Genomic DNA, 11,915 nt, shown 5'->3' with positions numbered 1-11,915 from the left:
TCCCCCCCCCTTCTCACTTTCTACGTGGTCGCTCTCTCCCTCCTACAAACACAATTCCCGTCGTTGTTTCGTTTTGGCTCCCTCGCCGCCCCCCCCCCAACCCCGACAGCAACCGAGCCGCCGGGCAAAACCGCAATCAAGATAAACATCCTGCTCGATGCTGAGACAGATTCGGTCAGGCCGGCAGCAATTCAGGCCCGATGCCCCACCACTGGCTTCGCGGCTTACGCCGCTCCTACAAAAGAGCAGCTCAGTCCTGCGAGCGATTGGTTGTTTGTTTGGGCTCGGCACTGAAGTCGGCGATGCGCCATAGATACAGGCTGGCCCAGGTGCGGTACGGGCCCCAGCGCTCGCCGCGCTCGGCCAGGGCCTTGGGCGTCAGCATGGTCTCGCCGCCATCCAAGCGCTGAGCGCCCTTGCGGATTCCCAGGTCATCGATAGGCAGGATATCGGGCCGGCCGAGGCGGAACATCAGCATCATCTCCACGGTCCAGCGGCCAATCCCGCGCACCGCCACCAGAGCGTCGACGATGGCCTGATGATCCATCACCGACATCTGCCGCAAACCAGGTAGTTCACCGGCGCGCTCGCGCCGGGCAAGGTCACGCAGCGCCAAGGCCTTGCTACCGGATACACCACACGCCCGCAGCCCGGGGTCATCAATCAGATCAAGGCTTGCGGCGTGCAGGCGCTTGCTGCCAATCGCCGTCTCCACCCGGCCAACTATCGTCGAAGCGGCCTTGCCACTGAGCTGCTGGAACAGGATTGCCCGCGCCAATGCATCCACCGGATCGAACGAACGCGCCCAGCCTTGCGGCGGCGGCAATGGACCAATGCGGCGCATCCAGCTGGCCAGACGCTTGTCCACTCGCTGCAGGTGCGCCTGCGCCTCATCGATGTCGAAGCCGCGCCGGTAGCGGGGCATGGCTCAGCGGCGCAAGGCACTGAGTGCCAGCAGCACCCAACCGCCCATCAAGGTGATGCCACCGGCCGGTGCCAGCGTCGTCGGCCAATGCATCAGCACATTGCCGACCAGGCTACCGGAGAACAACAAGGTACCGACCAGCAATACATACAGCGCACCTCGACCCAACTGGTTCACCGACGACGCGCCCAACCCCACCAGCACAACGCCGTGGCCGAACGCGTACAAGGCCGCGGTGTTCAGATGTGACTGTGCCAGCGGATCACTCACTCCATGCGAGGCATAGGCCGACAAGCTGATCGCCGCGGCCGCCAGCAGGCCGCCGCAGAAAGCCAGAAACGAGGGCTTACGCGTACGCCGTTCCACTCCCAACATCTCGTTCTCCAATCAATCCTGAAAACACCATCCATAAAAAAAACGCGCCGCTGGAAGCGGCGCGTTTTCTCGATCAGATCATCGTCAACAGCCCGATGATTACTTGACCGCCCAGTAGAGGTCGTAGGAACCATCGACGGTGAAGGCCTTGGCCACACCACCCTTCCACGACTCATACGGACGATCAACGACTTCGTTGCCGGTGGTGGTAGCCCATGCACGCAGGCCGTTACGGGCCAGGTCCAGGCCAGCCATGTGGCCGGTGTAGGAAGCAAATGCCGAACGGTGGGCCGGAGCATGCACGTAGGTCACCGGGTTGCCCGCGGGGATCTTGACGCTCAGCTCGGCAGCATCACCAGCAGCAACCGGTGCGGCAGCAACGGCCGGAGCGGCAGCAACGGCCGGAGCGGCAGCTTCGCCGTCCTTCTTGTCTGCAGCCGGAGCAGCAGCGCTGCCCTTGCGAACCGGCAGAGCCACGTCGAAGGCGTACTTCTCAGCACCGAAATCGGTGGTGACGATACGGACCGGACCAGCGGCGACCAGGCCATTGGCATCCATCGTGCGCTTGATCCATTCCATGTTGTCGTCAATCGACTTCTGGATGGCATCGTTGTTGCGATCGATGTTACCGGCGTTGACCACCAGCAGGTTCTCAGCCGGCACCTGGACAACCTTCAGGTCAGTCAGCGGTGCTTCGGCAGCGGCGTAGTCAACGTTCGGCACCGAGGCCAGCATGTTGGCCATGCGCGACAGACCCAGCTTCAGGTCGTCACCGATGTGACGGCTGACGTACAAGCCAGCGTAACGACCAAACAGGTCGAAACCGTACTTGACGCTGTAGTCCTGGGTGATCTTGACGTTGCGATCGTTCTTGCCGGTCGGCTCGAGCGTGAACGAGGTCACCTTGTCGGTACCGCGGGTCGGATCTTCGATGGCAATCACGACGCGCTTGTTCTTTTCGCTATCGGTGATTTCCCAGCTGCCCTGGCCCAGGTCCTTGGAGGCATAGTCCATACGGGCGCCCTTGCCGGCGTCCGGGCCGCTGAACTTCAGCTCTACGGCCTTGTCGCGCAGCACAAGCGGATTCCAATCCTTGAAGCGGCGCAGGCTGTTGACCGTGTCATACACGATCGTCATCTTGCGGTTGGTTTCGATGCTTTCGGTAATGTGGCGCTCGCCCGGCAGACACACGCCAATGAGGACAAACAGGCCAGCCACGATCCCCAAAGCGATCAGGAACTCGATAATACGGGTCATTCAGGAGTCTCCGGGGCCGATCCCACGGCCGGGTTGATTTGAAGGGAAGCCCCCATCCTAGCAGGCTTTCCGCAGGTTGTTCAGCACATTTGGCGCACCGGTTTCCATTACCAGAATGCGCTATCTCAATCGATAGGCCGCAGGGTAGCGTATCAACCACCAACCCTACGCGCCTTCAGCCGATAGCTTGGACTGTACTTCGTCCGTAGCGGCGCTATTTTCCACTGTGAATGGTGTCCAGCACCAGTCCCGTAAACAACTTTTCACAGACCGCCCGCCGCGCGATCAACAACGCGGAGTGGCGCATTCATCCAAGTCGAAGCGCCCTCTCCTGCTTGCAGTTCAGACCAGTTGCAGCTCAAAGGCCTTGAGCACGGCACGGGTACGGTCACGCACACCCAGCTTGGACAGAATGTTGGAGACGTGGTTCTTGATGGTGCCCTCGGCCACGCCCAGGGAGTTGGCGATCTCCTTGTTGGAGAAGCCACTGGCCATCAAGCGCAGGATCTCGGTCTCGCGGTCGGTCAACGGGTCCGGCCGATCGAGGCTGACAAACTCGTTGCGCATGTGTTCCAGCCCGGAAAGCAGACGCTGGGTCACCGCCGGCTGCACCAAGGAGCCACCGTTGGCCACGGTACGGATGGCGCCCACCAGCTGTTCCAGGGTCACATCCTTGAGCAGATAGCCCTTGGCACCGGCCTTGAGCCCGGCCAGCACCAGTTGGTCATCGTCAAAGGTGGTCAGGATGATCGAAGGCGGCAGCGCGCCGGCGCGGCTCAGCGTCTGCAGGGCTTCCAGCCCCGACATCACCGGCATGCGCATATCCATCAGCACCACATCCGGCTGCACCTGCGGAATCATCTCCACCGCCTGGCGCCCATCGATAGCCTCGGCCACCACTTCAATACTGTCATCCAGCGCCAGCAGCGAACGGATGCCCTGCCGGACCAGGGTTTGGTCGTCGACCAGACAGACACGGATCATCAATTCACTCCTTGCGGCCCTGAGGCCAACATCATATTGGTAACCAGTGGCAGGCTGGCGCGAAGACGGAAACCCTCACCGCTTCGCGCCGAAACGTCCAGCACACCCCCATACTGCGCCAGCCGCTCGCGCATGCCGCGCAAGCCATTACCGGGCATTATTTCCTCAAAATCGCCGCCAATGCCGTCATCATGCGCGCTGATGACCACCTGGGCAGCATCCCGTTCCACACTGATCCACAGATTGCGGGCGCCGGCATGGCGCACCGCATTGGTGATGATTTCCTGCGTACAGCGCAGCAGCACATGGGCCCGCTCGGGATCTTCAACGCTGAATGGGTCTTCTATCTGCAGATGGATATCCAGCGACGGCACCCGCTCGGTCAGCGGCCGCAGCGCCGCCGCCAGGTCGATCGCCCCGCTCTCGCGCAGCTGGCTGACTGCCTCGCGCACGTCGGTCAGCAACAGCTTGGCCAGGGTATGCGCCTGCCGTACGTGCTCCTGCGCCTGGCCCTCGGTGATATGCCCGGCCACTTCCAGGTTCAGGCTCAACGCGGTCAGATGGTGGCCGAGCAGGTCATGCAGCTCACGGGAAATGCGGGTGCGCTCGTTGACCCGGGCACTTTCGGCCAGCAGCAGGCGGGTGGCGCGCAGCTCGGCATTCAAGCGCCGCTGCTCCTCCCGCGCCTGGGTCTGCTGCCGCGCGACCAGGCTGGTGACGAAGATGAACATCGAGAAACCGCCATACAGCAGCGACTGCAGCAGCGCTTCGAACAGCGGCAAGCCCAGGATCAGGTTATAGACCGGCAGCACCGCCAGCTGGCTCAGTACCAGCCAGATAACGCCCACCCAGCGGCTCAGCAGCCACGGGATCACCCCGGCAGCGACCATCATCAGGATGCTGCCCAGGCCGGTGGCGGACAGATAACTGACCACCAGCGCTGAAACCGTCAACAACAGCAGCGCCAACCGGTCATACCAGCTGGTGTGGCCGGCGGCATTGAGCCCGCGGGTCAGCCAGAAGTAGCAGCCACCAAACGTCAGGTAGGCCAGGAACAGCCAGACCGCCTCGCCGGCGGCAGGCTGCAGCACGCCCTCCTCCGGCGCGTACTGGGTATAGATAAGGGGCAGACTGACCAGGGCCCAGGTAAACAGGCCAGCCAGGCGGAGGACTCGGGTATGGCTGAGGTATCCCAACATGGGTGCATGGTAAGGACCCGAGCGCCCCAACGCCCTCCCTCGGAAGTCATGCATGGCGACCTTCGCTGATGGCTCGCCCGGCTCGTGCCACCCATGCGATAATCGCGCCACAGCCCTTTGGGCCGACCGCGATACCCCACGGAGTCACAATGTCGATTGTTATCCGCGACGTGCGCGAGCACGAGCTCGATTCCGTCCTGGCACTGAACAACAACGCTGGTCTTGCGATTCTTCCGCTGGATGCAGCCAAAGTCCGCCGTTTCTACGAAACCGCCGAATACTTCCGGGTTGCCGAACGCGACGGCAACATGGCCGGCTTTCTGGTCGGCTACGGCAGCAACAGTGCCCATGACAGCTGCAACTTCGCCTGGTTCCAGCAGCGCTACCCCAGCTTCTTCTATATCGACCGCATCGTGGTGGCCAGCCGCCGCCGTGGTGGTGGTGTCGGCCGCGCGTTCTACGCCGATGCCCAGAGCTACGCTGAGCTGCGCTACCCACAGATGGCCTGCGAGGTCTTCCTCGACCACGGCGCCGATGCCGCCCTGCTGTTCCATGGCAGCTTCGGTTTCCGCGAGGTCGGCCAGAACACCATGCCCTCGGTCGATGTACGGGCCAGCATGCTGCTCAAGGATCTGTGCAGCTACGAGTGGGTAAAAGAGACCTATGGCGACAACCTGCCCGACGTTCCCTGGGTAGGCAACACACGCCGGCTGCTGCAACAGCGGCCGACCGGAACCTGAGATGGCAGTGAATTTGGACTACGAGCAAGCTGGTGAACTGAAAATCGGGCAGGTCGGCATTGCCAACCTGCGCATCCGCACCCTCGACGTGGAGCGCCTGGCCCAGGAAATGCGCGAACGCGTGGCGCGCGCGCCCAAACTGTTCGGCCGCGCGGCAGTGATCCTGGATTTTGGTGGTTTGAGCCAACTTCCGGACCTGGCCACCGCACAAAGCCTGGTCAATGGCCTGCGCGATGCAGGTGTGCTTCCGGTTGCACTGGCGTACGGCACCAGCGAAACGGAAACCCTGTCGCAGCAGTTGGGCCTTCCGGTACTGGCCAAGTTCCGCGCCCAGTACGAACCCCTCGAAACCGAACCTGCGGCGACACCTGCGCCAGCCCCCAAGCAGAGCAAGCGCGCCGCAGCCGCAGCCGCCCCCCCTGCCGCACCGGCCACCGCCGTTGATGGTGCCGCACCGCAGCCCGGCAAGATGCAGCTGAGCACGGTCCGCTCGGGCCAACAGCTTTACGCAGAGAACTGCGACCTGACCGTACTTTCAACGGTAGGCGCCGGTGCCGAGGTCATCGCCGACGGCAGCATCCATATCTACGGTACGCTGCGTGGCCGCGCATTGGCCGGTGCCCAGGGCAACACCAGCGCACGCATTTTCTGTCGCGACTTCCACGCTGAACTGGTCGCGATTGCAGGACGGTATAAGGTACTGGACGATATTCCGGACAACCTGCGCGGCAAGGCCGTGCAGGTGTGGCTGGAACAGGACCAGATCATGATTGCTGCGCTGGATTGACGCAGCTCACAACGACATTCAGGAGAGATCCTTTGGCTGAAATAATCGTAGTCACTTCCGGCAAGGGTGGCGTTGGCAAGACCACCTCCAGCGCAAGCATCGCCTGTGGCATCGCGCGGCGCGGCAAGAAAGTCGCCGTCATCGACTTCGACGTCGGCCTGCGCAACCTTGACCTGATCATGGGCTGCGAGCGCCGGGTGGTGTACGACTTCGTCAACGTCGTCCACGGCGAGGCCACGCTGAAGCAGGCCCTGATCAAGGACAAGCGCTTTGACAACCTGTTCGTGCTGGCTGCCTCGCAGACCCGCGACAAGGACGCATTGAACAAGGAAGGCGTGGAGAAGGTCCTCAAGGATCTGGCTGCCGACGGTTTCGACTACATCATCTGTGACTCCCCGGCCGGCATCGAGAAGGGCGCGTTCCTGGCGATGTACTTCGCTGATCGCGCCGTTGTGGTGGTCAACCCGGAAGTGTCCTCGGTACGCGACTCGGACCGCATCATCGGCCTGCTCGACTCCAAGACCGCCAATGCCGAAGCCGGCAAGGCCGTGCCGGCCTACCTGCTGCTGACCCGCTACAGCCCGGTCCGCGTTGAAAGCGGCGAGATGCTGAGCATCACCGACGTGGAAGAAGTGCTGGGGCTCAAGGCCATCGGCGTCATCCCCGAATCGGGCGACGTGCTCAATGCCTCGAACAAGGGCGAGCCGGTCATCCTGGACACCGAATCGCCGGCCGGACAGGCCTACGATGACGCCGTGAGCCGCATCCTGGGCGAAGAGCGCCCGATGCGCTTCATCACCGTGGAGAAGAAGGGCTTCTTCAGCAAGTTGTTTGGAGGATAAGCATGGGACTGCTCGACTTCCTGAGACAGAAGAAGACCACCGCCGAAACGGCGAAGAACCGCCTGCAGATCATCATCGCGCAGGAGCGCAGCACCCGCGGCGGCCCGGACTACCTGCCGCTGCTGCAGCGTGAGCTGCTGGAAGTGATCAAGAAGTACGTCAACATCGACGCCGACGCGGTCAAGGTGGACCTGGTCAAGGACGGCGCCAACGACGTGCTCGACATTTCCGTGGCCCTGCCCGACGACAAGTGATATCAGCCCGGCGGCCACGGCCGCCGGGACTCAAACAGCCGTGAACGAAACCCCTGCCAACGAACCAACCCGGCCCGTGCTGTGCGTTGGCGATATCCAGTGGACTGACGCCGCGAGCCTGCTCGCGCGCCACGGCCTGCGCCTTAATCACGTAGCCGCTGGTGAGAAGATTCCCGGCAGCTACTGGGGCGAGCCCGAGGCCGGCATCATCGCCTGCGACGTCTATGTGCGCGACGACACGCCGGTGCATTCGATGCTGCACGAGTCCTGCCACCTGATCGTGCTGCCGCCCGAGCTTCGTGCACAGGTGCACACCGACGCCACCGACTCGGTGCCCGAGGAAGACGCCACCTGCTACCTGCAGATCGTGCTGGCCGGGCAATTGCCGGGCGTAGGCAGCGCGCGGCTGATGGCCGACATGGACAGCTGGGGCTACACCTACCGCCTGGGCTCGACCCAGGCCTGGTTTGAGCAGGACGCCGAGGATGCCCGCAGCTGGTTGATCGAGCGCGAGCTGCTGCCACTCTGAGCCTGTAGTGCCGAACCATGCTCGGCAGAAGCCTTCCCGGTAATGCCCCAGCGCAGCATGGCTGCACTCTACAGATGAAGCGGTGCTACCGCGGCTTTGAACTACTCATATCCAACGTGACGCGGGTGCCGCGATCACGCTGCGAATGAATCTCCAGCTGCCAACCCAGGTGATCGCACAGCCGTGCAATCAGGCCCAGGCCGATGCCTGCGCCAAGGTTGCGCTCACCCCTGGTCATGCGCGCATACACCTGCGCGACTTCTTCCGGGCTCATGCCATGGCCGGGATCTTCAATGGTCAGCACCGCATCCGCCGAGATACAGACCCGCACAATGCCACGATCGCTGTTCTCGATGGCATTGCGCAGCAGATTGCCAACCGCGGCCTGCACCACGGCCATCGGCGCAAGAATCTGGCAGGGCGCAAGCTCCACCAGCACAAGCTCCAGCTCCTTGCCCTTTGCCAGATGACGATGGTCCTCGGCGATCTCTGGCAACAGCTCATCCAGCGCCATCAGCTCACTCATCGCAGCCAGCTTGGCCGGATCACGCGCAAGCACCAGCAACAGCTGGATCAGCTGTTCCACGCCCGCAGCGGTGCTGCGCACCCGCTGCAATTGCTGGCGCGCGCGCTCGGGCAAGCCCGGCTGCTCCAGCGCGAGTTCGGCAGCGCCACTGATAACCGCGATCGGCGTGCGCAACTCATGGCTGGCCGTGCTGATGAACGCCCGCTCGCGCTCGACAAAATGCTCGTTGCGCTGCAGGTAATCATTCAAGGCACCGGCAATCACTTCCAGCTCGGTGCTACCGCGCTTGTCCACCCGCACCTGTTGGCGGCGACGCTCCGGTCGCAGCTCGGCAATGTCCTGCGCCAGCACCGACAAAGGGCGCACCAAGCGGGTCATGCCCACCCAGGCCATCACCAGGGTCACCAGCAACAGACCGATGCCGGCCAGCAGCGCCCATCGCGTGACAAAGTGCTCCAACTCACCGAAATCGGTGATATCCAATGCCAATACCACCCGCCCGAAATCGCTGGTATCGCGCACCATCACGGCCGCCTGTTTGCCGCCCAGCAATGCGCCGTCATGCAGGCCGGGGTGCAACTGCGCCAGTTCTTCAGGAATTCCGCCCGGTTCGCTGCCGGCGTAGAAATGCAAGGTGTCCGAATCCTGCCAGTGGTATGCAGGATCCACTCGCATCTGGCCGATGATGCTGTCCAATTCGGTGTTCAGCAGCGAGCGCCATACAGCGTGCTCGGCATGTTCGTGCACATAGTTGGCGGCACTGAACACCGCCACCGTAATCAGCGCCACATACACAGCCAACCAGCCCAACAACTTGCGACGCAGAGTGCGGCGTTTCATTGCGCGCTTTCCGCCACCGGCGCGGACAGGCGATAACCGACTCGCGGCAAAGTCTGCAGCAGCTTCTGTTCGAACGGACCATCTACCGCACGCCGCAGCTCGTAGATATGCGAGCGAAGCATGTCGCCATCCGGCGGCTCATCACCCCATAGCGCGTATTCCAGCTGGTTGCGGGTGACAGCGGCCGGGCTGGCGCGCATCAGCACTTCCAGCAGCTTGCGGCAGGCCGGGTAGAGATGCAGCACCTGACCACCGCGGCGGGCCTCAAACGTAGCCATGTCCAGACTCAGGTCATGGACCTCCAGTCGCTTGCGTGGATTGCGTCCATGCGTGCGCGCCAACACCGCTTCAAGCCGCACTTCCAGTTCCGGCAGCGCGAACGGCTTGGTCAGGTAGTCATCGGCACCAGCACGGAAGCCGGTGATCTTGTCCGGCAGCTCGTCGCGGGCGGTAAGCATGATTACCGGCACTTCGGAGCGGAACTCCTCGCGCAGTTTACGCAGCACCTCCGGCCCCTCCATGCGCGGCAGCATCCAATCCAGCAGGATGGCGTCGTAGTTCTGGGTACCGGCAAGATGCAGGCCAGTGATGCCGTCCGGGGCGACGTCGAGGGTGTGCCCGCGCGCTTCGAAGTAATCGAACAGGTTGGCGATCAGATTGCGATTGTCTTCAATGACCAGCAGCCGCATGCGGGCATTACCTTGCTGCCCCGGGCCGAGGCATTACCGTCGTATCCTAGCGCCGCTGTCGTCGAATTGTCGTCGGAATGGCATCCAAACCTGCAATGCAGCGTTCGCAGCGCACGGTTTCGACGCGTTTCCAACGTCATCTGCGTCATCATCCCGCCAGCCTTTGACACCGAGCCGCCTGTGCGCCCAAATCCACCGCGTTCTTCCAGCACGAAACTATGGTTTGCCATCCTCATCGCGCTGGTCGTCGCCAGCCTGCTGGCCGGGCTTGGCATGCGCTCCCCTGCCCCACCCGACGAGCCACGCTTCGTACTGGCCGCGCGGCACATGGTGGAGACCGGGCAGTGGCTGCTGCCGCACCGCGGCAGCGAGTTGTATGCGGAGAAGCCAGCCACCTTCATGTGGATCCAGGCCGCCACCTACAAGGTCATCGGCGACTGGAACCTGTCCTTCCTGGTGCCCTCGTTGCTGGCAGCCCTGCTCACCCTGTGGCTGACCTGGGACATGAGCCGGCAGCTGTGGAACCGGCAGATCGCCCGCTATGCGGTGGTTGGCCTGTTCGTCTGCATCCAGTTCGGGCTGATGGCCAAGCGCGCACAGATCGACATGGTGCTGGTCGGCATGACCACGCTGGCGCTGTGGGGGCTGGTACGTCACCTATTGCTTGGCCCGAACTGGTGGGCGCTGGCCCTGGCTGCTTTCGCGGCCGGTGCAGGCACCGTCACCAAGGGCGTGGGCTTCCTGCCGCTGCTGATGTTGCTGCCGTGGATGGCTTGGCGCTGGCGTCACCCGCAGGCAGCCGGGCCGGGCCGCAGCTGGGGCTGGTGGCTACTGCTACCCGCCTTCCTGGCCGGCACCGCGATCTGGCTGGGCCCGCTCGCCATCGCCCTGCTGCAGAACCCCGACCCGCACCTGCAGTCCTACGCAAAGGAACTGCTGTTCAAGCAGACCGGCACCCGCTATGCCAACGCCTGGCACCATCACCAACCGTTCTGGTATTACCTGCAGGTGATGGCCACGCTGTGGCTGCCAGGCAGCCTGCTGGCACCTTGGCTGCTACCGGCATGGTGGCGCCGCTGCCGCCGCGCCGATCCCCGCTACATCCTGCTGCTGGGCTGGGCATTGCTGGTGTTGGTGTTCTTCAGTGCCAGCCCGGGCAAGCGTGAGGTCTACATCCTGCCGATGCTGCCTGCCCTGGCCGTAGCCGCAGCACCGCTGCTGCCGGGCCTGCTGCGCCGCACCGGTGTGCGCTGGCTGCTGCTGTTGTATGTGCTGCTATTGGCCGTAGCCACGCTGGTGGTCGGCTATGGCGCCGTGCACGGCGATGGCTGGGCGCAACGCAGCGCGATCAAGCGCGCGATCGACCCATGGGTGTTGCCGCAGGTTGGCTGGTGGTTGATCGGCTTTGGCGCTGCCTCGCTACTGTTGGTGCTGGTTCTGCGACTGCGCCGTGCCGGGCTGGCAGTGGTGCTGACCACGGTAATGCTGTGGTCGATGTACGGGCTGGGTGCGATGCCTGCACTTGATCCCTACAGCTCCGCCTCGCTGGTGATGGACAAGGTGCGCGCGCGCATTGGTCCGGACGCGGAGCTGGGCATGGTTGCGTGGCGTGAACAGAACCTGTTGCAGACCCATCCGCAAGCTACCGACTTCGGCTTCAAACGCCCAGTCGCCGAACAATGGGAAGACGCAGCACGCTGGGTGACTGAAGACCCACAACGGCGCTGGCTGTTCGTGCTGGACAAGGCGATGACGCCCTGCGCAGACAAGGGCCAGATCATCGACATCGGCAGCGCCAACCGCAACAACTGGCAGCTGCTGCCCGGCACCGCGCTGCACGCTGACTGCGTAGCCAAGACCCACGGTGTGGTGGCCGGCGGAGAAGGCGCACTGGAAAGCGACGGCGATTGACGCCTGCTGATTGCAGCGCGCTTATTGAAGCGGACTTGTTGAAACACACGTAAGAGA

The 11,915-nt window shown here is 63.4% G+C and carries 13 protein-coding genes; 6 read left to right on the top strand and 7 right to left on the bottom strand.

Translation table 11 applies throughout. The features are described 5' to 3' along the window. Nucleotides 1-250 precede the first annotated feature (250 nt). The 5 genes from ACVOLZ_RS18365 to ACVOLZ_RS18345 form a co-directional block, all read right to left on the bottom strand. Nucleotides 251-925: a DNA-3-methyladenine glycosylase family protein gene (locus ACVOLZ_RS18365; RefSeq protein ID WP_481517378.1), complete on the bottom strand. Its 675-nt coding sequence runs from the start codon at nt 923-925 to the stop codon at nt 251-253. 3 nt (nt 926-928) lie between these two features. Then, on the bottom strand, nt 929-1,300 hold the full coding sequence (locus ACVOLZ_RS18360) for a DUF423 domain-containing protein (RefSeq protein ID WP_481517377.1): 372 nt from the start codon (nt 1,298-1,300) through the stop codon (nt 929-931). 99 nt (nt 1,301-1,399) lie between these two features. Then, entirely contained in the window at nt 1,400-2,557 is a 1,158-nt protein-coding gene (locus tag ACVOLZ_RS18355) for a polyketide cyclase (protein WP_481517376.1), read from the bottom strand. Between the two features lie 342 nt (nt 2,558-2,899). Further along, nucleotides 2,900-3,541, bottom strand: coding sequence for a response regulator (locus ACVOLZ_RS18350; RefSeq protein ID WP_481517375.1), 642 nt, complete (start codon nt 3,539-3,541; stop codon nt 2,900-2,902). Then, nucleotides 3,541-4,740: a sensor histidine kinase gene (locus tag ACVOLZ_RS18345; protein ID WP_481517374.1), complete on the bottom strand. Its 1,200-nt coding sequence runs from the start codon at nt 4,738-4,740 to the stop codon at nt 3,541-3,543. The genes ACVOLZ_RS18350 and ACVOLZ_RS18345 overlap by 1 nt, the downstream gene beginning before the upstream one ends. Before the next feature lie 149 nt (nt 4,741-4,889). On the opposite strand from ACVOLZ_RS18345, the gene ACVOLZ_RS18340 reads away from it, so the two are divergent. The 5 genes from ACVOLZ_RS18340 to ACVOLZ_RS18320 are packed head-to-tail and all read left to right on the top strand — an operon-like array spanning nt 4,890 to nt 7,892. Continuing rightward, complete coding sequence (locus ACVOLZ_RS18340) at nt 4,890-5,480, top strand: GNAT family N-acetyltransferase (protein ID WP_282271145.1); 591 nt, start codon at nt 4,890-4,892, stop codon at nt 5,478-5,480. Nucleotide 5,481: 1 nt separating this feature from the next. After that, entirely contained in the window at nt 5,482-6,267 is a 786-nt protein-coding gene (minC, locus tag ACVOLZ_RS18335; protein ID WP_481517373.1) for a septum site-determining protein MinC, read from the top strand. A gap of 32 nt (nt 6,268-6,299) precedes the next feature. Next, on the top strand, nt 6,300-7,109 hold the full coding sequence (gene minD, locus ACVOLZ_RS18330) for a septum site-determining protein MinD (RefSeq protein WP_481517372.1): 810 nt from the start codon (nt 6,300-6,302) through the stop codon (nt 7,107-7,109). A 2-nt stretch (nt 7,110-7,111) separates the two neighbouring features. Then, a complete protein-coding gene (gene minE, locus ACVOLZ_RS18325; protein ID WP_282271139.1) occupies nt 7,112-7,363 on the top strand; it encodes a cell division topological specificity factor MinE in 252 nt (83 codons plus the stop codon). Between the two features lie 40 nt (nt 7,364-7,403). Next, on the top strand, nt 7,404-7,892 hold the full coding sequence (locus ACVOLZ_RS18320; RefSeq protein WP_481517371.1) for a hypothetical protein: 489 nt from the start codon (nt 7,404-7,406) through the stop codon (nt 7,890-7,892). Nucleotides 7,893-7,977: 85 nt separating this feature from the next. Here the strand turns inward: ACVOLZ_RS18320 and ACVOLZ_RS18315 are convergent, their stop codons facing one another. Further along, nucleotides 7,978-9,258, bottom strand: a complete 1,281-nt coding sequence (locus ACVOLZ_RS18315) for a sensor histidine kinase (RefSeq protein WP_481517370.1) — start codon at nt 9,256-9,258, stop codon at nt 7,978-7,980. Then, on the bottom strand, nt 9,255-9,947 hold the full coding sequence (locus ACVOLZ_RS18310; RefSeq protein ID WP_481517369.1) for a response regulator transcription factor: 693 nt from the start codon (nt 9,945-9,947) through the stop codon (nt 9,255-9,257). Before ACVOLZ_RS18310 ends, ACVOLZ_RS18315 begins: the two co-directional genes overlap by 4 nt. Before the next feature lie 180 nt (nt 9,948-10,127). Here ACVOLZ_RS18310 and ACVOLZ_RS18305 point away from each other — a divergent pair, with 180 nt between their 5' ends. Then, entirely contained in the window at nt 10,128-11,858 is a 1,731-nt protein-coding gene (locus tag ACVOLZ_RS18305) for an ArnT family glycosyltransferase (RefSeq protein WP_481517368.1), read from the top strand. Nucleotides 11,859-11,915: the final 57 nt, after the last annotated feature.

It is taken from the genome of Stenotrophomonas sp. STEN020 (genome assembly GCF_056760195.1).
The sequence above is the reverse complement of the archived record's forward strand: the minus strand, read 5'-3'. Positions and strand labels throughout refer to the sequence as shown.